The organism is Pseudomonas fluorescens (genome assembly GCF_040448305.1).
Classification (GTDB): domain Bacteria; phylum Pseudomonadota; class Gammaproteobacteria; order Pseudomonadales; family Pseudomonadaceae; genus Aquipseudomonas; species Aquipseudomonas fluorescens_BH.
In genome coordinates, this window is record NZ_CP148752.1 from 1,232,741 (window position 1) to 1,252,292 (window position 19,552).

Annotated in this window: 19 protein-coding genes; 11 read left to right on the forward strand and 8 right to left on the reverse strand. The window is 60.5% G+C overall.

Features of this window, described 5'->3' with window-relative positions; genetic code table 11:
• The first annotated feature begins 79 nt into the window (after window positions 1-79).
• The 5 genes from adk (at window position 80) to WHX55_RS05505 (ending at window position 3,750) form a co-directional block, all read left to right on the forward strand.
• A complete protein-coding gene (gene adk, locus WHX55_RS05485; RefSeq protein WP_150728245.1) occupies window positions 80-727 on the forward strand; it encodes an adenylate kinase in 648 nt (215 codons plus the stop codon).
• 94 nt (window positions 728-821) lie between these two features.
• Window positions 822-1,496, forward strand: coding sequence for a tRNA (adenosine(37)-N6)-threonylcarbamoyltransferase complex dimerization subunit type 1 TsaB (tsaB, locus tag WHX55_RS05490; RefSeq protein WP_353742201.1), 675 nt, complete (start codon window positions 822-824; stop codon window positions 1,494-1,496).
• Window positions 1,497-1,728: 232 nt separating this feature from the next.
• Window positions 1,729-2,034: a hypothetical protein gene (locus tag WHX55_RS05495; protein ID WP_057716196.1), complete on the forward strand. Its 306-nt coding sequence runs from the start codon at window positions 1,729-1,731 to the stop codon at window positions 2,032-2,034.
• Window positions 2,034-2,894 carry a DUF72 domain-containing protein gene (locus tag WHX55_RS05500; RefSeq protein WP_150757289.1) on the forward strand — a complete coding sequence of 287 codons (861 nt, stop codon included), beginning with the start codon at window positions 2,034-2,036 and terminating at the stop codon, window positions 2,892-2,894. The genes WHX55_RS05495 and WHX55_RS05500 overlap by 1 nt, the downstream gene beginning before the upstream one ends.
• A gap of 34 nt (window positions 2,895-2,928) precedes the next feature.
• Window positions 2,929-3,750 (forward strand): isocitrate lyase/phosphoenolpyruvate mutase family protein, encoded by an 822-nt coding sequence (locus WHX55_RS05505; RefSeq protein ID WP_150754218.1) that lies wholly within the window; start codon window positions 2,929-2,931, stop codon window positions 3,748-3,750.
• A 22-nt stretch (window positions 3,751-3,772) separates the two neighbouring features.
• Here the strand turns inward: WHX55_RS05505 and WHX55_RS05510 are convergent, their stop codons facing one another.
• Entirely contained in the window at window positions 3,773-4,393 is a 621-nt protein-coding gene (locus WHX55_RS05510) for an energy transducer TonB (protein WP_150754217.1), read from the reverse strand.
• Window positions 4,394-4,489: 96 nt separating this feature from the next.
• Between WHX55_RS05510 and WHX55_RS05515 the strand changes: the two genes are divergently transcribed.
• On the forward strand, window positions 4,490-5,269 hold the full coding sequence (locus WHX55_RS05515) for a class I SAM-dependent methyltransferase (RefSeq protein WP_174245535.1): 780 nt from the start codon (window positions 4,490-4,492) through the stop codon (window positions 5,267-5,269).
• A gap of 113 nt (window positions 5,270-5,382) precedes the next feature.
• On the opposite strand, the gene WHX55_RS05520 is transcribed toward WHX55_RS05515, so the two are convergent.
• Entirely contained in the window at window positions 5,383-6,021 is a 639-nt protein-coding gene (locus tag WHX55_RS05520) for a TetR/AcrR family transcriptional regulator (RefSeq protein ID WP_150728250.1), read from the reverse strand.
• A gap of 93 nt (window positions 6,022-6,114) precedes the next feature.
• Between WHX55_RS05520 and WHX55_RS05525 the strand changes: the two genes are divergently transcribed.
• From WHX55_RS05525 to WHX55_RS05540, 4 genes are all read left to right on the forward strand, one after another.
• Complete coding sequence (locus WHX55_RS05525) at window positions 6,115-7,215, forward strand: efflux RND transporter periplasmic adaptor subunit (RefSeq protein WP_150754215.1); 1,101 nt, start codon at window positions 6,115-6,117, stop codon at window positions 7,213-7,215.
• Window positions 7,216-7,221: 6 nt separating this feature from the next.
• A complete protein-coding gene (locus WHX55_RS05530) occupies window positions 7,222-10,287 on the forward strand; it encodes an efflux RND transporter permease subunit (RefSeq protein WP_150757290.1) in 3,066 nt (1,021 codons plus the stop codon).
• A gap of 628 nt (window positions 10,288-10,915) precedes the next feature.
• Window positions 10,916-11,197: a DUF6124 family protein gene (locus WHX55_RS05535; RefSeq protein ID WP_353742202.1), complete on the forward strand. Its 282-nt coding sequence runs from the start codon at window positions 10,916-10,918 to the stop codon at window positions 11,195-11,197.
• 142 nt (window positions 11,198-11,339) lie between these two features.
• Entirely contained in the window at window positions 11,340-12,686 is a 1,347-nt protein-coding gene (locus tag WHX55_RS05540) for a Fic family protein (protein WP_353742203.1), read from the forward strand.
• A 45-nt stretch (window positions 12,687-12,731) separates the two neighbouring features.
• Here WHX55_RS05540 and WHX55_RS05545 read toward each other — a convergent pair whose 3' ends face one another.
• Genes WHX55_RS05545 through plsB form a run of 3 tightly spaced genes read right to left on the reverse strand, consistent with a single transcriptional unit; the run spans window position 12,732 to window position 16,406 of the window.
• Window positions 12,732-13,421, reverse strand: a complete 690-nt coding sequence (locus WHX55_RS05545; RefSeq protein ID WP_353742204.1) for a DUF4197 domain-containing protein — start codon at window positions 13,419-13,421, stop codon at window positions 12,732-12,734.
• Between the two features lie 27 nt (window positions 13,422-13,448).
• Window positions 13,449-13,850: a YbaY family lipoprotein gene (locus WHX55_RS05550; RefSeq protein ID WP_150727752.1), complete on the reverse strand. Its 402-nt coding sequence runs from the start codon at window positions 13,848-13,850 to the stop codon at window positions 13,449-13,451.
• 51 nt (window positions 13,851-13,901) lie between these two features.
• Complete coding sequence (gene plsB / locus WHX55_RS05555; protein ID WP_353742205.1) at window positions 13,902-16,406, reverse strand: glycerol-3-phosphate 1-O-acyltransferase PlsB; 2,505 nt, start codon at window positions 16,404-16,406, stop codon at window positions 13,902-13,904.
• A gap of 236 nt (window positions 16,407-16,642) precedes the next feature.
• Here plsB and WHX55_RS05560 point away from each other — a divergent pair, with 236 nt between their 5' ends.
• Window positions 16,643-16,852, forward strand: coding sequence for a cold-shock protein (locus tag WHX55_RS05560; RefSeq protein WP_053159625.1), 210 nt, complete (start codon window positions 16,643-16,645; stop codon window positions 16,850-16,852).
• A 151-nt stretch (window positions 16,853-17,003) separates the two neighbouring features.
• On the opposite strand, the gene WHX55_RS05565 is transcribed toward WHX55_RS05560, so the two are convergent.
• From WHX55_RS05565 to dapE, 3 genes are all read right to left on the reverse strand, one after another.
• Window positions 17,004-17,381 (reverse strand): hypothetical protein, encoded by a 378-nt coding sequence (locus WHX55_RS05565; protein WP_008052800.1) that lies wholly within the window; start codon window positions 17,379-17,381, stop codon window positions 17,004-17,006.
• Window positions 17,382-17,456: 75 nt separating this feature from the next.
• Window positions 17,457-18,266 (reverse strand): putative RNA methyltransferase, encoded by an 810-nt coding sequence (locus tag WHX55_RS05570; protein WP_150754210.1) that lies wholly within the window; start codon window positions 18,264-18,266, stop codon window positions 17,457-17,459.
• On the reverse strand, window positions 18,266-19,417 hold the full coding sequence (dapE, locus tag WHX55_RS05575; RefSeq protein WP_353742206.1) for a succinyl-diaminopimelate desuccinylase: 1,152 nt from the start codon (window positions 19,415-19,417) through the stop codon (window positions 18,266-18,268). The genes WHX55_RS05570 and dapE overlap by 1 nt, the downstream gene beginning before the upstream one ends.
• Window positions 19,418-19,552: the final 135 nt, after the last annotated feature.

A 19,552-nucleotide genomic window follows, 5' to 3' on the forward strand; every position in this document is an offset into this window, starting at 1 on the left:
GCGGTCACGACCCTATTTTTGAGATTGGCCCCACGAGGCGAATCTGACGTTATCCATATAAAAATTGAGGAGCACATCGATGCGCGTCATTCTGCTGGGAGCTCCCGGGGCCGGTAAAGGTACTCAGGCTAAGTTCATCACCGAAAAATTCGGCATTCCGCAAATCTCCACCGGCGACATGTTGCGTGCAGCGGTCAAGGCCGGCACCGAGTTGGGCATCAAGGCCAAGAGCATCATGGATGCCGGCGGCCTGGTGTCCGATGACCTGATCATCGCACTGGTCAAGGACCGCATCGCCCAGTCCGACTGCGCCAACGGTTTCCTGTTCGACGGCTTCCCGCGCACCATTCCCCAGGCTGAAGCCCTGGTGACGGCCGGCGTCGAGCTGGATGCAGTGGTGGAAATCGCCGTTGAAGACGAAGAGATCGTCCAGCGTATCGCCGGTCGCCGTGTTCACGAGGCCAGCGGCCGCGTGTACCACATCGTCTACAACCCGCCGAAAGTGGCCGGTAAAGACGACGTCACCGGTGAAGAGCTGGTGCAGCGCAAGGACGACACCGAAGAAACCGTGCGTCATCGCCTGTCGGTCTACCACTCCCAGACCAAGCCGCTGGTGGATTTCTACCAGAAGCTGTCGGCTGCCAATGGCAAGCCGCAGTACAGCCACATCGAAGGCGTCGGTTCGGTTGAAGCGATCACCGCCAAGGTGCTTGCAGCCCTGAGCTGAAAAACCTGATCCGCTGCATCATCCACGGCCCGCTTGCGGGCCGTAGTTGTTTATACTGACGCACTTTTTTCTGATCTCTCTTGTGGATACATCGATGAGCACCTTGCTGGCCCTGGACACCGCGACCGAAGCTTGCTCCGTTGCCTTGCTGCATGACGGCAAGGTCACGAGCCATTACGAGGTGATCCCGCGCCTGCACGCGCAGAAGCTGTTGCCGATGATCAAGCAATTGCTGGCCGATGCCGGGACCACGCTGCAAGCGGTCGATGCCATTGCGTTCGGCCGTGGCCCGGGCGCCTTCACCGGCGTGCGCATCGCCATTGGTGTGGTGCAAGGCCTGGCGTTTGCCTTGGATCGCCCGGTGTTGCCGGTGTCGAACCTGGCCGTACTGGCGCAACGTGCGCTGCGCGAACATGGCGCCACTCAGGTCGCCGCCGCCATCGATGCGCGCATGGATGAAGTGTATTGGGGTTGCTACCGCGAAACGGCCGGGGAAATGCGCCTGATGGGTGCGGAAGCGGTACTGCCGCCGGAGTCCGCTGCATTGCCGGCCGATGCCAGTGGCGAATGGTTCGGCGCAGGCACCGGTTGGGGTTATGGCGAGCGTATCGCCGTCAGCCTGAGCGGGCAGGATGCGGGCATGTTGCCCCATGCGCAAGACTTGCTGACTTTGGCGCGGTTTGCCTGGGAACGCGGCGAGGCGATCGTGGCCGATGAGGCGCAGCCGGTTTATCTGCGCGATAAAGTGGCGACGCCTAAAGCTCGATAGTATTCAGGACCGAGTCGGTCCAATCGCGAGCAGGCTCGCTCCCACAGGTTCAGCGCAAATCCCTGTGGGAGCGAGCCTGCTCGCGATGCGATCTACCGGTTTTCACCAATCATCAGTTTCTAACCTCAGCTTTTAAACCTTTTGCCTTTTATGTGTTCTAGTTATCACTCGGCGGTTTGCGAAGTGGGTAATGCGCCACTAAACTGCCATCACTGATTCCGAGTATGCACCTATGCGTATAGACGGCGTTTCCTCTCAGTCCTACCCCATCAAGCGCAAGCCTCGCAAAGGCCGTGTGGTGGAAGACGACGCCATTGATATCGAAGGCGAGCTGGAATTTCCGACTGAAGAGCAACTGGCTGCCCGCGCCGCCAAAGCCTCTGCGCAAAAATTGAGCAATCTTCCCGCCCGTCAGCAAGACATGATTTACCACCGTGCCATGAGCAAAAGCGTGGCGACAGCCCTGGCCAGCTACCTGAGCACCGCCGGTTTCGTCGATTGGGAAGCGGATGTGCTGGGTCTCGACCTGTACATCTGATGTTGCTGCCGTATTACCTCGGATGCCCGTCCTGGAGCGAAAACGCCTGGCGCGACTACCTGTATCCGCCGGACGCCAAACCCGCCGATTTTCTTGATCTCTATTCCCAAGTATTCAATGCCGTAGAAGGCAACACGACCTTCTACGCGAGCCCGGCTGCCAGCACCGTGCAGCGCTGGGCCGACACCATGCCCGAACACTTTCGCTTCACCGCCAAGTTTCCCGGCGAGATCAGCCACGGCGGTGACCTGCGCGAGCAGCTGACCGCCGCCGAGACCTTCACTCAGTTGCTCAGCCCTCTCGGTGAGCGGGTGTCGCCACTGTGGTTACAGCTGTCGAAAAGCTTCACGCCCCAACGTTTGCCTGAGCTGGCCGGATTTATCGATGCCCTGCAGCGACCGCTGGCCGTTGAAGTGCGGCATGACGAGTTTTTCGCCAAGGGTGACAGCGAGCGAATGCTCAACCGCCTGCTGCTGGATCGCGGAGTCGAACGCATCTGTCTCGATCCCCGGGCGCTGTTCAGTTGCACCTCGACCGAGCCTTCGGTGCTTCATGCCCAATCGAAGAAACCCCGGGTGCCACCGCGCCCCGCGGCATTCACGCAATTCCCGCAGGTGCGTTTTATCGGTCATCCGACGCTTGAGGCCAACGATACGTTCCTGGAGCCATGGGTCGAGAAAATCGCGTTATGGATCGAAGAAGGTCGCACGCCGTACATCTTCCTGCACACCGCCGACAACCTGCTGGCCGCGAAACTGGCGCAGCGTTTTCACGCCAGGCTGATGCTGCGTTTGCCTGGCTTGCCGGCGCTGCCTGAGCTATACAGAGAGCCCGTCGCCGAGCAACTTGGCCTGCTCTGAGGCGGATTCTTTCCCCTCTTCAGGAGCCTGCCCAATGGATGCGCAAACCCTTCGAGCCCAGGCGTTCAAAGCCCTTCATGAACGCCCCGGGGCTTTTGTGATTCCCAATCCGTGGGATGCAGGTTCAGCGAAAATGCTCGCCAGCCTCGGCTTTGAGGCGCTGGCGACCACCAGCGCCGGTTATGCCTTTTCCCAGGGCCGTGCCGATGGCGGATTGACCCTCGACGACACCCTGATGAACGTTCAGGCGATTGTCGCCGCCACCGACCTGCCGGTTGCCGTGGACCTGGAAAACGGCTTTGCCGACAACCCGGCCGATTGCGCCAAAAGTATTTTGCGTGCGGCAGAGGCTGGAGCCATCGGTGGTTCGATCGAAGATGCCACTGGCCGCGAAGAAGGTCCGATCTACTGTTTCGAACATGCCGTGGCGCGCATCGAAGCCGCTGTGGCTGCCGCTCGTAGCTTGCCGTTCCACTTTACGTTGACTGCCCGGGCGGAAAACTTCCTGCACGGCAATCCCGATCTGGCCGACACCATCCGCCGCTTGCAGGCATTCGCCGAGGCCGGTGCCGATGTGCTCTACGCACCCGGCTTGCGCAGCGCCGAGGATGTGCTGGCGGTGGTGCGCGCCGTGGCGCCAAAACCGGTGAATGTGTTGATGTCGGGCGGCTTGAAGCTGACGGTCGCACAGTTGGGTGAGATGGGCGTCAAACGCATCAGCGTCGGTTCGGCGCTGGCATTGGCGGCCTATGGCGAATTCTTTCGCGCCGCCGAAGAAATCCAGACGTCAGGTACGTTCGATTTCACGTCCCGGTCGATGCCGTACCAGAAGGCCAATCAGTTTTTCAAAGGCTGAGGGAAGAGGGCGCGGCTGAGGATCAGGCGGCGATGCGCAGGTTCTGCAAGATGATCGGGCGCGCCCAGCCATTGTCGAAATCGAGTTGTTTCTGCTGCTCCACCCGTTCTTGCGGCGAGAACGGCGGGAACGGCTTGTCGAGCAGGTCGAGTTCGAACTCGGCGATGGGCAGGTGCAGCGGGCGCGGTTGCGGGGCAGGGCCTGCTTCGTATACCGGCTGACCGGCTTTCAGCACGATCGGGCGAACCCAGCCGCTTTCGAAGTCCTGCTGTTTTTGCTGGGCGACGATTTCATCCGCCGGGAACGGTGGGCGTGGTTTGTCGGCCAGGTCCATTTCGAATTCGGCAATCGGCAGGAACAGCGGCTCGGGCGGGCGGATTACATTGTCTTTCACCTCGCATTCGCGCTGGGACACGATGTGCTCCAGCAGCTCGCTGCCGACGGTCGGTTCAACAGGGCTTTCGAGATCGACCGGTGGGAAATTCAGCGATTGCGGCAGCACTTCACCCGACTGTTCGGCCAGCGCCCGGGCAAAGAAATCCTGCCAGATGTGGCTGACGCCGCTCAGTGCCTGGGTGTTTCGCAGGTTGTAGTCGCCGTAGGGCGAGATAAAACCTGTGATTGTGGGTTGAATGTCTGACATTTCTCTCGGTCGACGCTCAGCTCTGGCAAAATGCTCGATAGTTTTGTTATCGGCAGTTTTTGCCGATCATTAATTTTTTGAGCGTGTTTTCCGATGATTGATCAACCTGCGGCCTGCCGCATCCATGTCCAGGCCCTCGACGCGGCTTTCGAGCCACAAGCCGAGCAATGGGCTGAGCGCCTGGGCTTGCCAATGCAAGTGGCGGACGGCGAATTTGCCTTGCAGGTGGGTGACATGGGCTTGCAATTGCAACAGCTGGGGCCGGATGCGCCGGGGCCGGTGCGGGTGGACTTCGTCGAGGGCGGTGCGGCCCATCGCCGGTTGTATGGTGGTGGCAGCGGACAGATGATCGCCAAGGCTGTTGGCGTCGCCCAAGGCGTGCGCCCGCGGGTACTGGACGCCACGGCGGGGCTGGGCAAGGACGCGTTCGTGCTGGCCAGCCTTGGTTGCGAGATGAGCCTGATCGAGCGTCAGCCGTTGATTGGTGCCTTGCTCGAGGATGGCCTGGCCCGTGGCGCGGAAGATTTCGACGTGGCACCGATCGTGGCGCGCATGCGCTTGCTCAAAGGAAATTCGATCGAGGTCATGCGCAATTGGGAAGGCGAACCGCCGCAGGTGATCTACCTTGACCCGATGTTCCCGCACCGCGAGAAAACCGCGCTGGTGAAGAAGGAAATGCGCCTGTTCCGGCCGCTGGTGGGCGATGACCCGGATGCGCCGGCATTGCTTGAGGCCGCGTTGGCTTTGGCCAGCCATCGGGTGGTGGTCAAGCGTCCGCGCAAGGCGCCGTGCATCGAAGGGCCGAAGCCGAGTCATGCGCTGGATGGCAAGTCCAGTCGGTATGACATTTATCCGAAGAAGGCTTTGAAGCCTTAAGACCGAGTCGCCCCCATTCGCGAGCAGGCTCGCTCCCACAGGTACGGTGAAATCCTTGTGGGAGCGAGCCTGCTCGCGAAAGCTTTAGTCCAGACATTACAAATCCATCAGGCTCACTCAGGCCGATAAGCCCGCATAAACAACCCCACCACTTCCCGCACATGGCTCTCCGCCTCTTCGCCAACCAGAGGCTCGCCGCAGCCGTACAGCAAACGGAAATTCCCGGCGCCCTTGAGCAGGCAGAAGAAGTGCTCGGCCGCGTTGTGCGGCTTGTCGATGCGCAGCACGCCACTTTCATCGATCTTGCTCAGCAGGCGCTCCATGCCATGCAGCATGCGCTCCGGCCCGGCTTCGAAGAATATCTGCGACAGCTTAGGGTCCTGGCTGCCCAAGGTCATCATCAAGCGGTGCAGGTTCACCGATTCATCACTGTTGATCAGCTGGTGAAAACCGCGCGCGATATTCAGCAGCACGGTTTCCACGGCCACACCTTCCGGCAACTCGAAGAACAGCGGTGGCAACTGTTCCTCGCACTTGGCCATCACCGCAGAGGAGAACAGCGTCTCCTTGTCGTTGAAGTGGCTATAGACCGTCAGCTTCGACACACCGGCCTCGGCCGCGACGGCATCCATGCTGGTATTGGCATAACCCTTACTCAGAAACAGCGCTTTGGCCGCATCGAGAATCGCCTGGCGCTTGACCATGTCCTTGGGTCTGCCTGGGCCATTGGGTGCTGAAAGATTGTTTGGCATATTCTTTTTTATTACTGGACTGGTGAGTTTGCTATTAATAACATACTGCTCAGTATAATTATTTAAAGCACCATTAGCGAAAGGTCCTTCACCATGTTCCGCTATGCCTTGCCCCTCGCGTTGCCAGTCACCCTGGCTTTTTTATTGTCTGCGTGTGGTCACGAAGAGGCACCGCAGGTCAGCGTGCGCCCGGCCATGGTGGTCCAGCCAGAGCCTTCGGCGCAGGCCATGGAAAGCTATCCCGGTGAAGTTCGCGCGCGGTATGAGCCGGACCTGGCGTTCCGTATCGGCGGCAAAGTCAGCCGACGACTGGTCGAAGAGGGGCAGCGGGTCAAGGCCGATCAACCCTTGGCGGAGCTCGACCCCCAGGACGTGCGCCTGCAACTGGAGGCCACCCGGGCCCAGGTTGCAGCCGCCGAAGCCAATCTGAACCTGGTGCGTTCCGAGCGTGATCGCTACAAGACCCTGATGGAGCGCCAACTGGTCAGTCGTTCGCAATACGACAACGCGGAAAACCTCTACCGCTCCGGTGAGGCGCGCCTCAAGCAAATCAAAGCCGAATTCAACGTTTCCAATAACCAGGCCAGCTACGCCGTGTTGCGTGCGCCGCAGGACGGCGTCGTGGCCAAGCGTCTGGTGGAAGTCGGGCAAGTCGTGGCCGCCGGGCAAACGGTGTTCACACTGGCAACCGATGGCGAGCGTGAAGTCTTGATCAGCCTGCCGGAGCAGAACTTCGGTCGCTTCAAGGTCGGTGAGCCGGTGTCGGTGGAACTCTGGACCCAGCCCGATCAGCGATTCGAAGGGCGTATCCGTGAGCTGTCGCCGTCGGCTGATCCGAAATCGCGCACCTTCGCGGCCCGCATTGCCTTCAGTTCCGGCAAGGTTCCTGTCGAACTGGGCCAGAGCGCCCGAGTGTTTGTGCAGGCCGCCGACGTGGTTCCACTGTCCGTTCCGCTGTCTGCGCTGACGGCGGAAAACGGCGTGACCTATGTCTGGGTCGTCAGCGCCAATAACACCTTGAAAAAGGCCCCGGTGCGCGTCGGTGCCTTTGGCGAGAAAACCGTACCGGTGCTAGAAGGGCTCAACGCCAGCGACTGGGTGGTGGCCGCCGGTGTTCATGTGCTTCTCGAAGGGCAGCAGGTGCGCCCGGTGGATCGCTCCAATCGCGTGGTCAATCTGGCGGACAAGGAGTAAGCCCCGATGCGCTTCAACGTTTCCGAATGGGCGCTGCGTAATCGCCAGATCGTCCTGTTCCTGATGCTGTTGCTGGCCATCGTCGGCGCACTTTCCTACACCAAGCTCGGCCAGAGCGAGGATCCGCCGTTCACCTTCAAGGCCATGGTGATTCGCACCAACTGGCCGGGAGCGACCGCCGAGGAAGTCTCGCGCCAGGTCACCGAACGCATCGAAAAGAAGCTGATGGAAACCGGCGAATATGACCGCATCGTGTCGTTCTCCCGCCCCGGCGAATCCCAGGTGACGTTCATTGCGCGCGACTCCATGCACTCGGTGGAGATCCCGGAGCTCTGGTATCAGGTGCGCAAGAAGATCAGCGACATCCGTCATACCCTGCCGCCGGGGATTCAGGGGCCGTTCTTCAACGATGAATTCGGCACCACGTTCGGCAATATCTACGCCCTGACCGGCGAGGGTTTCGACTACGCCGTGCTCAAGGACTACGCCGACCGCATCCAGATCCAGCTGCAACGGGTCAAGGATGTGGGCAAGGTCGAACTGCTGGGGTTGCAGGACGAGAAAGTCTGGATCGAGCTCTCCAACGTCAAGCTCGCCACCCTCGGCTTGCCGCTGGCTGTCGTCCAGCAAGCCCTTGAAGAACAGAACGCGGTGTCCACGGCAGGTTTCTTCGAAACCAGCAGCGAGCGATTGCAGCTACGGGTGACGGGGAATTTTCAGACGGTCGACGAGATCAAGAACTTCCCGATCCGCGTCGGTGATCGCACCTTCCGCATCTCCGACGTGGCCGACGTGCGCCGTGGTTTCAACGATCCACCGGCGCCGCGCATGCGCTTCATGGCGCAGGACGCCATCGGCCTCGCGGTGGCGATGAAGGACGGCGGTGACATTCTGGTACTGGGCAAGGCGCTGGAAATCGAGTTCGCCCGCATCCAGAAAAACCTCCCGGCCGGTATGGAGCTGCGCAAGGTTTCCGACCAACCGGCTGCGGTGAAAACCGGTGTTGGCGAGTTCGTGCAAGTGCTGGTCGAGGCGCTGGCCATTGTGTTGCTGGTGAGCTTCTTCTCCCTCGGCGTGCGCACCGGCATGGTGGTGGCCCTGGCGATTCCGCTGGTGCTGGCGATGACGTTCGCCTGCATGTATTACCTCGGCATCGGCCTGCACAAGATCTCCCTCGGCGCGCTGGTACTGGCACTGGGCTTGCTGGTGGACGACGCGATCATCGCCGTGGAAATGATGGCGATCAAAATGGAGCAGGGCTTCGACCGGGTCAAAGCGGCGAGTTATGCCTGGACCAGTACCGCGTTCCCGATGCTCACCGGTACGCTGATCACCGCGGCCGGCTTCCTGCCGATTGCCACGGCGCAATCGGGCACTGGCGAATACACCCGTTCGATCTTCGAGGTGGTTACCATCGCGCTATTGGCGTCGTGGGTGGCCGCGGTGGTGTTCGTGCCGTACCTCGGGGAAAAACTCCTGCCGGACCTGGCGAAGATTCATGCCGCCAAACACGGTGCCGGCCAGCCCGATCCGTATGCCACGCCGTTTTATCAGCGCGTCCGGCGTCTGGTGGAGTGGTGCGTGCGCTGGCGCAAAACCGTGATCCTGGCGACCGTGCTGTTGTTCATTGGCTCCATCGTGCTGTTCCGCTTTGTGCCGCAGCAGTTCTTCCCGGCATCGGGTCGCCTGGAGTTGATGGTCGATCTGAAACTGGCCGAAGGCGCTTCGCTGAGCAACACCGCCGACGAGGTCAAGCGCCTCGAAGCGCTGCTCAAGGACAAGGCCGGGATCGACAATTACGTGGCCTATGTCGGTACCGGTTCGCCGCGTTTCTACCTACCGCTGGATCAACAGCTGCCGGCGGCGAGCTTCGCCCAGTTTGTCGTCCTGGCGAAAACCATCGAAGAACGGGAAACCCTGCGAACCTGGTTGATCGCAACCCTCAACGAGCAATTCCCGGTGCTGCGTTCGCGGGTCACGCGCCTGGAAAACGGTCCGCCGGTTGGCTATCCGGTGCAGTTCCGCGTGACCGGGGAGCACATCGAGGAAGTGCGGGCGCTGGCGCGCAAAGTCGCAGCCAAGGTTCGCGAGAACCCGCATGTGGTCAACGTCCACCTGGATTGGGAGGAGCCGAGCAAGGTTGTCTACCTGAACATCGATCAGGACCGCGCGCGGGCGCTGGGCGTGAGCACGGCGAACCTGTCGAGGTTCCTGCAAAGCTCCCTGACCGGTTCCAGTGTCAGCCAGTACCGTGAAGACAACGAGTTGATCGAGATCCTGTTGCGCGGCACCTTGCATGAGCGCACCGAGCTGTCATTGCTGCCGAGCCTGGCGGTGCCGACCGATAATGGTCGCAGTGTCGCGCTGTCGCAGATCGCGACCCTGGAGTACGGCTTCGAAGAGGGCATCATCTGGCACCGCAACCGCCTGCCCAACGTGACCGTTCGCGCTGACATCTATGGCAAGGAGCAACCGGCGACGCTGGTGCAGCAGATCATGCCGACCCTCGATTCGATCCGCGCTGAATTGCCGGATGGCTACTTGCTGGATGTCGGTGGCACGGTGGAAGACTCGGCGCGCGGACAGAACTCGGTGAAGGCCGGGGTGCCGTTGTTCATCGTGGTGGTGTTGACCTTGCTGATGCTGCAGCTGCGAAGTTTTTCGCGCACGGCGATGGTGTTCCTGACGGCGCCGCTGGGGTTGATCGGGGTGACGCTGTTTCTGTTGGTGTTTCGCCAGCCGTTCGGTTTCGTGGCCATGCTGGGGACCATCGCGTTGTCGGGGATGATCATGCGTAACTCGGTGATTCTGGTGGATCAGATCGAGCAGGATATCGCGGCGGGTTTGAAGCCTTGGCAGGCGATCATCGAGGCGACGGTGCGGCGGTTCCGGCCGATTGTGCTGACGGCGATGGCGGCGGTGTTGGCGATGATTCCGTTGTCGCGCAGTGTGTTTTTCGGGCCGATGGCGGTGGCGATCATGGGGGGGTTGATTGTGGCCACTGCGTTGACGCTGCTGTTTTTGCCTGCCCTCTATGCCGCCTGGTTTCGGGTTCGCAAAGAGTCGGTTTGATGGTTTGACCTTGGCGGCCTTCGGGCCGACCAAGTGCTTATGGATGGTGTACATATCCATTCCTGCGGTAACGGCCACTGGCGGTTTCGCCCTTACGGCGACTCACTTTTTTTAACAAGCGCCTCAAAAAAAGTAAGCAAAAAAAGCGCTCGCCCCGAACGTCCGGCCCCTCGCTAAGGCTCGGCGTCCCTTCGCTCCGGTATTCATCCGGGGGCATTGCCCTCCGGTCGGCTTCGCTTCGACCTACATGCAATGAGTTCGACTGCGTCGAACGGCGCTGCGCGCCAATCCCCGGATGAACACCTCCGCTCAGCCTTCCGAGGGGGCGGGTGGATCAAGATCAAAAGCTGCAGGCGAGCTAACGCTCGGCCTGATGAGTGGTGAAGAGCGACGCGGTGGTGTGTGCTGCTGTGCTTTTGCTTTTCTGTGGGAGCGAGCTTGCTCGCGATGGCGGCTTATCAGTCAAAAGTGTTTATCGTCCAATCAAACATTCAGACCATTCCCACAAGACTTTCAGGTTGCCTGTCGGAAGCACGGTCTCTAGCCTTTGACCGTCGCTGCCAATTCAGCGGCCGGGACTGCAAGCCCGCGAATAGTCGTTAGGCGCCTACTTTGGGAGCTTCGCAAAATGATCAAAGACAGTCCTGATTACTCTGCCGCCGAATCCGAAAAACAAACGAGAACTTCATACCGCCCCTGCCCAATTTTCACTATCCGCCCAGGTGTCAATTCCGAAACTCTCCTAGTCCATGCCTACGAAACCCTTGCCTCAGCGAATGTGATGGCAACCGAACTGTCGTCCATCCTGAGCGGCCCAACCTGCAATCTTGCACTCGGCATTCAGCAGATGATTGTTCTGGCGCAGCTATCAGTGAACCGCGTCCTCGATCAGCTGGATCCGCAGCAATAGCCAAGGGAAGAAGCCCGCTGAACCTGTACCAACCAGCGGGCCTTCATTGTTCCTACATTGATCTCGGACCCGTCTGATATTGAGGCTAAAAGCTCAGGTGTTGTACTCAGGACCCAGTTCCACGCATGTTTGAGACAGCCCCATGAAAAATCCACCCACTTTGAGGGGGCGGTCCGATCCGGTGTTTGATCGGCTGTTGCGATCGCCCCATAAGGAACGCCTTTCGCAATACCTCGCTTTGCTCAAGCCTTTGGACGATCAGGGGCGTTACCTGCCGTTCGATTCATTGCGCTACCGCTGGGCACCTGGACTGGATTCGAACCTGTGCTGGGCCTTGGTCAAGAAAGCGCGGACTGCACAGTATTCGAACCTTTTGCCATTGGGTGAACCGGCGTGCTGGCTGAAATTCATGCTGACGCCGCAGGCGCAAAAAGCCATTTCCGTAGTGGATCGTCAGGCGACAACCGCAGTGCTGGAATACATGACCGGCCAGATCGGCGAGCGTGCTCATTTCAGCTATTTGCTCAATGATCTGATCGAAGACGAGGCCATCAGTAGCAGCCAGCTCGAAGGTGCGGCCACCACGACGCGGGTGGCCAAGGACATGCTTAAGCGCCATCGTTCGCCGCGCACGCCGGATGAGCGAATGGTCATCGGTAACTTCAAGATGATGAACTTCGCCTGGGAGCAGCGTTACGAGCCACTGAGCGTTGAACTGATTGCAGCCATGCATCGAGTTGGCGTCGAGGGAATCGACGATTCGCAGTACTCGCCAGGAGCGTTCAGGGTCAACGATGACGTCGTCGTCCAGGATGGCGAGGGCAATACCGTGCATTCGCCACCGCCTGCAACTGGGCTCGTGTCACGTTTGCAGGTGCTGGCCAAGTGGATCAACCAACCCCACAACAACCCTCATCAAGCGGACTACCTTCATCCATTGATCAAAGCCATCGCGCTGCATTTTGTCTTGGGTTACGAGCATCCCTTTCGCGACGGTAACGGTCGGGTAGCGCGCGCGTTGTTTTACTGGTTCATGTTCAAAAATGACTTCTCGGCATTTCGCTACATCGCCATCAGTGTTTTGTTGCGCAATGCGCCGTTGAAGTACGGGCGGTCGTATTTGAATACCGAGGCGGATGACCTGGATCTGACGTACTTCATCGATTTCCAGTGTTCGGTGGTGTTGCGGGCTGTGGGCAGTTTTACCGGGACGTATCGGAAAAGTCTGGACGATGCGCAGCAATTTGATTGCTGGTTGCGTGAAAGTGGTTTTCTCGACCAGCTCACCGAAAAACAGCGGGCGTTGTTTCAAGTGGCCAGAAGCGGAATGGCCAAGGAGTTCACGGCGGTCAATGTGAAGGAGAATCTGGGTTGTTCCTACAACACAGCATCAGCCACGCTAAATGGGCTGGTCGCGTTGAAGCTGTTCGAGAAACGCAAGATGGGGCGCGAGTGGGTGTTCTTTCTAAGGCCCGTATCAGTGGTCTGAACCTTTGTGGGAGCAAGCCTGCTCCCACAGGTTTTGTATCGCGGCTCAGAGCGTGCCAAACACCTTCTTCGCCAAACTGGTCGCCGCAGCCGCCGGGTTCTGGCGGATGGTTTCTTCCTGTTTGCCGATCATCTCGAACAAGCCATTCAACGCCTGCTCGGTGACGTAGTTTTCGACGTTGGCATTCTTCGCATCCACTACGCCCATGGTCGCCGCTTGTCCGGCGAACGAGTTGTACTGCTGGGCCAGGCCAACCTTGTCAGTGGCTTGCTTGACGATGGGCAGGAACCTGGCACGGATCTGTTCGCGGCTGGTCTTGTTCAGGTACTGAGTGGCCGAGTCGTTGCCGCCGCTGAGGATGCCCTTGGCATCTTCCACGGTCATTTTCTTCACGGCATCGACGAGGATTGGCTGGGCCTGGGTCACGGCGGTTTCGGCCGCTTTGTTCATGCTGGCTTCCAGTTCATCGACCTGGTCACCCATGCCGAACTGTTTCATCTTGCTCGCGACCTTGCCCAGCTTGCCCGGCAGTTCGATTTTCACGTCCGGGTCGTTGCTGAAACCACCCGGGGTGCCGAGTTGTTTGACGGCCAGTTGCGCGCCTTGGGTCAGTGCGTCCTTGAGCCCGCCGGTGGCGTCTTTCTGCGACAGGTCAGTGAGGGACAGCGCCAGGGCGTTGGCACAGATCATCAAGCCAGCGCACAGGCCGGCAAAGCGGAGGGTAGGGCGGAACATGGCAACTTCCTTTTTCGAAAAAGACACTTAGTAGCGGGCTGGGTCGACGCGGACCTTCAGCGGTTGTGGATCGGTGCCGTCCAGGCGCACGGGATGATTCTCGGTGGTGATGAACATCAGTTTGCCGTCGACTTCAATGCGCGCGCTGACCGAGTAACGGTGGTTGGGCTCTACCTTCAGCGGGTCGTAGCTGAGATGGAAGGCCAGGGGCACCTGGCCTTTGACCTGGCCGCGCTGTTCGTCGATGACTTTCGCCGGAGCATCGGCGAGTGAAATGTCCTGCAGGCTGACGCTCAGGATCGCCGTCGGTGGCAGGGCGATGCGTTGCAGGTAGAAGACTTCGCCATCAAGGGAGGCCTTGGGCGCCGGTGTCGGGTGCTGGCAGGCTGTCAGTAGGACGGCGGCTGCGATCAGGGGCAGTTTTTTCATCGGTGAATCTCCGTATCGAGGGCGCCAGAACCGATTGGCGCCCTGATCAATCTAGACGCTTTGTACAGGTGGGGTGGCTTGGTCGGCGGCATCTTCACTACGATGCAACGCCACCTGCCGAATCGACAAACGAATCTCCGCTGGCAATACGCGCTTGGCCGCGCCTTCGGCCAGTTCACCGAGCAGTTCGTGATAGCTCAGCTTGCCCGCTTCATCACGTTTGAGCACGTCGAGGTCGAGCATGGTCTGGATGAAGTGGCGGAACAGGCTCTTGTCGAAGAATTCCGGGGCGTTCAGGCCATGCAGGATCGACAGGCGCTGGGCCATGACCGTGCACAAGTCCTCCAGCTCTTCGGCGCTGATGCTGTTCTGGCCACTGTTGAGCAGCAGGGACACGGTCATGTAGAAGCGCTGCAAAGTCTGGGCGATGCTTTTCGACAGCAAGGTCAGCAGCACGAAATGCCGCGAGCTTGGCGCCGGACGCAGGTACACGTCGTTTTCGAAACGCAGCAGGCCTTGCTCGACGAACGCCTCCAGCCATTGATCGATCACCGCATCCAGTTCGTCCAGCGACCAGCGAATGAACAGCTCCGCTTGCAGGTACGGGTACAGCGCGCGGGTGTAGCGCAGGATCTGTTCGCGGCTCATGCGCGAGGCGCTCTGGAAGAAGCTCGCCAGCAACGCCGGCAGTGCGAAGATGTGCAGCACGTTGTTGCGGTAGTAGGTCATCAGGACCGCATTCTGCTCGCCCAGATACAGGATCTTGCCCAACGCATCGCTCTGCTCGGATAGAAGGTCCATGTCCTTCACGTGCTCGATCAGCGCCCGGCCATCGCCTTCCGGCAGGGTGGTGTGCGGCGAGTACGGCACCTTGCGCAGCAGCGCCAGGTACAGGTCCAGCACCCGCGCCATAGCCCGGTCATCCAGCGCTAGTCGGGTGGTCGACAGCAGCGCCAGTGCCACCAGGTTGACCGGGTTGATCGCCGCCGCTTCGTTCAGATGCCGGGCGACTTTCTCGCCAAGACGATTGGTGGTTTCGTTGAGCCAGGCGGGTCTGAACTGCGGGCCGAGTTCCTGTTGGCGCCAGTCCGGCTGTTCGCCGTCGAGGAATTCCGCCAGTTTGATCGGCTCGCCGAAGTTCACCGCCACCTGGCCGAAGCGCTGTTTGAGCGCGCCGATGACTTTGAAAATATCGAAGATCGACTCTTTCTTCTTGGCCGCACCGCGCAACTCGCCAAGATAGGTTCGACCTTCCAATACGCGCTCGTAGCCGATGTACACCGGCACGAACACGATGGGCATGCGTGATGAGCGCAGGAAGCTGCGCAGGGTGATCGCCAGCATCCCGGTCTTCGGTTGCAGCATGCGCCCGGTGCGCGAGCGGCCACCCTCGACGAAATATTCCACCGGGAAACCCTTGGTGAACAGGGTGTGCAGGTATTCGTTGAACACCGAGGTGTACAGCAGGTTGCCCTTGAACGTGCGGCGCATGAAAAACGCGCCGCCGCGACGCAGCAGGCCGCCGATCACGGGCATGTTCAGGTTGATGCCCGCGGCAATGTGCGGAGGGGTCAGGCCGTTGCGGAACAGTAGATAGGACAGCAGCAGATAGTCGATGTGGCTGCGGTGGCACGGCACGTAGATTACTTCGTGACCCTGGGCGACCTTCTGCACGCCCTCGATGTGGTTGACCTTGATGCCGTCGTAGATCTTGTTCCAGAACCAGCTCAGCACCACTTCCATAAAACGGATCGCAGTGTAGGTGTAGTCCGAGGCGATTTCGTTACCGTAGCGCAGCGCCTGGGCTTTGGCTTTCTCCGGCGAGATGTTCTCGCGCTCGGCTTCGTCGAGGATCGCTTGTTTGACCTGCGGCTGGTTCAGCAGGCCTTTGACCAGGTTGCGGCGGTGGGAAATGTCCGGGCCGATCACCGCGGCCTTCAGGTTGCGGAAATGCACCCGCAGGATGCGCTGGGCCATGCGCACGGTGCGCTCGTGGCCCTTGTCGTGCTCGATCAGTTCGCGCAGGTGGATCGGCGCGGAGAACTGCACGCGGGTCTTGCGTCCCAGTACGATGACGCTCAGCAAGCGACGCAGGCGCCCGGTAACCGCCCAGCTGTCGGCGAACAGGAGTTTCCACGGGCTGTTTTCGCTGTCCGGCGACTGGCCCCAGAACACGCTGACCGGAATGATCTGCGCGTCTTCGGCGGCGTTCTGGCTCAGGGCGCTGACCAGGCGGGTCAGTGTCGGTGGCGCGCCACGCTTGTCCTGGCGGCCGAGCCAGTCAGGATCGGGAGTCAGGTAGAAGAACGCGGCAGGTTCCAGCAGGTTGCCCACCGACACCGGCAGCACCGGGCGTGGCAGGCCGGCCTTGCTGCACTCGGTGTCGACCACGGCGAGGTCGGTCAGCGAAGGGTTTTGCAGGACGTAGAACACCGGACGACTGCGGTCGAGGTTGAGGGTGAACGACGACTGGTTGATCGTCTCGGAGCGAACCCAGAGGTACAACAGTCGGCGCAGGGTGCCAAACACAAGACGGCGGAACGGGGAGCGGGTCATACGGCTTCTGCGTGAGTGAATAAAACCGAGCGTTTGCTCGGGAGGCCGATAGTGTGCCGGATTCGTCGAAAATCGGCAAAAAAGCGGGTAAGTAAACTTGAGTTGAGAGTTTCGCTGCCTGTCATATACTCGGCCGTCTGCTGTCCGTACCCTTGAAGGGACGTCGCACGCAGATAGACGTTCCCGAGGCTTTCCTGCGAAAAGCCCGACCAATAATAAAAAGGGAGTATGAACAAATGGCAACACGCGAAACCGGCAACGTGAAGTGGTTCAACGACGCCAAGGGCTACGGCTTCATTCAGCGCGAGGACGGGGTGGACGTATTCGTGCACTACCGCGCGATTCGCGGTGAAGGCCACCGTTCACTGGCCGAGGGCCAGCAGGTTGAATACGCGGTGGTGGAAGGGCAGAAGGGGTTGCAGGCTGAGGATGTTGTAGGTCTGTAATCACACAAAACCACTGTGGGAGCGAGCCTGCTCGCGAATGCGGTGTATCAGTCAACATTGATATCGACTGACATACCGCATTCGCGAGCAGGCTCGCTCCCACAGTGGACCTTCTTTGGGCAGGCCATTTGAGGCATACCCAAATCAGTTGTTAAGCTGTTTTCCAGGTGATCTCTTCTTCACCATCGACGCTGATACGAATCCAGCGATCGGCGGTCTCTTCACCTTCTTCCTCGACCCAGGTGCCCGGTGCGCAACGCACTTCCACGTTCAGCGCGGCAAACGCGGCGCGGGCGCAGGCGATGTCGTCGTCCCACGGGGTCTGGTCGCTTTCCAGGTACAGGCTGTTCCACTTGCCGACGGCTTTTGGCAGCCAGGTCACTGGCACGTTGCCGGCCTTGCACTTGTAGGTCTGGCCCTTCTGGACCCAATCGGTGCACGGGCCCAATGCCGCACCGAGCCAGGCGGAAATGGCCTTGTGGTCGACGTCGGCGTCTTTCAGGTAAATCTCGATATCGGGTTGGCGCATGGATGTCCTCACTGCGGGTCTGAAAAATCCATTCGCGGATTTAGCCGGCCCCGGGCACTCGCCCGGAACCAAAAGTTATTGAAGAACGAAATAATCGTAGCGCATTGATACGGTGGTCTCGAACGACTCGGCCTGTTCGATAACCGCTGTCCGGCGCTCGGCACTGGCACGCCAGCCATGGGGCGTCATCGCCAGCAGGTTGGCGCGGTCCTGCGGCTTGTCCAGCGTCAGCTTGAACGTCAGCGTCTCGCTGTGCGCCAGCACCATGCCTTCCGGCACCAGGTCCAGATGCTTGTCGTCAATGTACTCGCGCACTTCGTCGTACAGCCGCTCACGCAGTTCCATCAGATGGCCGCTGGTCGGCCCGACCTTCATCAGGCCGCCGCCGGGGCTGAGCAGGCGCTTGGCTTCTTCCCAATCCAGGGGGCTGAAGACACTGGCGAGGAACTGACAGCTGCCTGGCGCCAGTGGAACTCGCGCCATGCTGGCGATCAACCAGGTGAGCTGCGGGTTGCGTTTGCAGGCGCGTTTGACCGCTTCGCGGGAGATGTCCAGGGCATAACCTTCGGCATCCGGCAGGGCTTCGGCGATTTGCGCGGTGTAGTAACCCTCGCCACAACCGATGTCCAGCCAGTGCTGTGGTGCGTAACCAGCGGCCAGCTCCGCCAGACGCTTGGCCACCGGGGCGTAGTGCCCGGCATTCAAAAAGTCGCGGCGGGCTTCGACCATCGCCTGGTTATCCCCAGGGTCGCGGCTGTTCTTGTGCTGCACCGGCAGCAGGTTCAAGTAACCCTGGCGCGCGCGGTCGAAACGATGCCCGGCGGGGCAGGCCACGCCGTTGTCCACCGCATTCAGCGGCTCACTGCAGATCGGGCACGCAAGCATCAGGCGAGCAACTTGATCAGGGTCTGGTAGTAGATCTCGGTCAGCACGTCGAGATCGGCGGCCAGCACGCGTTCGTTGACCTGGTGGATGGTCGCGTTGACCGGGCCCAGCTCAACCACTTGGGTACCCATGGTCGCGATGAAGCGGCCATCGGAGGTACCACCGCTGGTGGACGCTTTTGTTTCGCGACCGGTGATGTCCTTGATGCTCGCCGACACCGCGTCGAGCAGCGCGCCCGGTTCGGTGAGGAACGGCAGGCCGGACAGTGCCCAGTCGATGTGCCAGTCCAGGCCATGCTTGTCGAGAATGTTGGTGACGCGCTTTTGCAGGCCTTCGACGGTGGACTCGGTGGAGAAGCGGAAGTTGAACACCGCCACCAGGTCACCCGGGATCACGTTGGTCGCGCCGGTGCCGGAATTGACGTTGGAGATCTGGAAACTGGTCGGCGGGAAGAAATCGTTACCGTGATCCCAGTGCTCGGCAGCCAGTTCGGCCAGGGCCGGGGCAGCGAGGTGGATCGGGTTCTTGGCCAGGTGCGGGTAGGCCACGTGGCCTTGCACACCGTGTACGGTCAGCTTGGCGCCAAGGGAGCCGCGACGGCCGTTCTTGACCACGTCACCCACCAGGGTGGTGCTCGACGGTTCGCCGACGATGCACCAGTCCAGACGTTCCTTGCGCGCGGCGAGGCGTTCGACCACGGCCTTGGTGCCGTGGTGCGCCGGGCCTTCTTCGTCGCTGGTGATCAGGAACGCGACTTTTCCCTTGTGATTCGGGTAGTCGGCGACAAAACGCTCGGAGGCGACGGTCATGGCAGCGAGGCTGCCTTTCATGTCGGCGGCGCCACGGCCGCAGAGCATGCCGTGTTCGTCGATCAGTGCGTTGAACGGTTCGATCTGCCAGGCCGTCACCGGGCCGGTCGGGACCACGTCGGTGTGGCCGGCGAAGCACAGCACCGGACCGTCGTCCTGGCCATGGGTGGCCCAGAAGTTATCCACATCTTCGATGCGCATCGGTTCCAGGGTGAAACCGGCATCGCCCAGGCGCTGCATCATCTGCTTCTGGCAATCGGCGTCGATCGGCGTCACGGACGGACGGCGGATCAGGTCGATGGCGAGTTGGAGGGTCGGCGAAAGGTCGGCGTGGGCCGTCATGGAAAACTCCGGAAGCTGTAAATGTGGGAGCGAGCCTGCTCGCGATAGCAATGTCACTGTCAACATAATGGTTGAATGTGACGGCCTCATCGCGAGCAGGCTCGCTCCCACAGGTATTGGGTCTGACCCTTAAGC

What these genes read in the sequence shown, in the direction of transcription:
- adk (WP_150728245.1), top strand. Translation starts at nt 80, where the DNA reads ATGCGCGTCATTCTGCTGGGAGCTCCCGGGGCCGGTAAAGGTACTCAG.
- tsaB (WP_353742201.1), top strand. Translation starts at nt 822, where the DNA reads ATGAGCACCTTGCTGGCCCTGGACACCGCGACCGAAGCTTGCTCCGTT.
- WHX55_RS05495 (WP_057716196.1), top strand. Translation starts at nt 1,729, where the DNA reads ATGCGTATAGACGGCGTTTCCTCTCAGTCCTACCCCATCAAGCGCAAG.
- WHX55_RS05500 (WP_150757289.1), top strand. Translation starts at nt 2,034, where the DNA reads ATGTTGCTGCCGTATTACCTCGGATGCCCGTCCTGGAGCGAAAACGCC.
- WHX55_RS05505 (WP_150754218.1), top strand. Translation starts at nt 2,929, where the DNA reads ATGGATGCGCAAACCCTTCGAGCCCAGGCGTTCAAAGCCCTTCATGAA.
- WHX55_RS05510 (WP_150754217.1), bottom strand. Translation starts at nt 4,393, where the DNA reads ATGTCAGACATTCAACCCACAATCACAGGTTTTATCTCGCCCTACGGC.
- WHX55_RS05520 (WP_150728250.1), bottom strand. Translation starts at nt 6,021, where the DNA reads ATGCCAAACAATCTTTCAGCACCCAATGGCCCAGGCAGACCCAAGGAC.
- WHX55_RS05525 (WP_150754215.1), top strand. Translation starts at nt 6,115, where the DNA reads ATGTTCCGCTATGCCTTGCCCCTCGCGTTGCCAGTCACCCTGGCTTTT.
- WHX55_RS05530 (WP_150757290.1), top strand. Translation starts at nt 7,222, where the DNA reads ATGCGCTTCAACGTTTCCGAATGGGCGCTGCGTAATCGCCAGATCGTC.
- WHX55_RS05535 (WP_353742202.1), top strand. Translation starts at nt 10,916, where the DNA reads ATGATCAAAGACAGTCCTGATTACTCTGCCGCCGAATCCGAAAAACAA.
- WHX55_RS05540 (WP_353742203.1), top strand. Translation starts at nt 11,340, where the DNA reads ATGAAAAATCCACCCACTTTGAGGGGGCGGTCCGATCCGGTGTTTGAT.
- WHX55_RS05545 (WP_353742204.1), bottom strand. Translation starts at nt 13,421, where the DNA reads ATGTTCCGCCCTACCCTCCGCTTTGCCGGCCTGTGCGCTGGCTTGATG.
- WHX55_RS05550 (WP_150727752.1), bottom strand. Translation starts at nt 13,850, where the DNA reads ATGAAAAAACTGCCCCTGATCGCAGCCGCCGTCCTACTGACAGCCTGC.
- plsB (WP_353742205.1), bottom strand. Translation starts at nt 16,406, where the DNA reads ATGACCCGCTCCCCGTTCCGCCGTCTTGTGTTTGGCACCCTGCGCCGA.
- WHX55_RS05560 (WP_053159625.1), top strand. Translation starts at nt 16,643, where the DNA reads ATGGCAACACGCGAAACCGGCAACGTGAAGTGGTTCAACGACGCCAAG.
- WHX55_RS05565 (WP_008052800.1), bottom strand. Translation starts at nt 17,381, where the DNA reads ATGCGCCAACCCGATATCGAGATTTACCTGAAAGACGCCGACGTCGAC.
- WHX55_RS05570 (WP_150754210.1), bottom strand. Translation starts at nt 18,266, where the DNA reads ATGCTTGCGTGCCCGATCTGCAGTGAGCCGCTGAATGCGGTGGACAAC.
- dapE (WP_353742206.1), bottom strand. Translation starts at nt 19,417, where the DNA reads ATGACGGCCCACGCCGACCTTTCGCCGACCCTCCAACTCGCCATCGAC.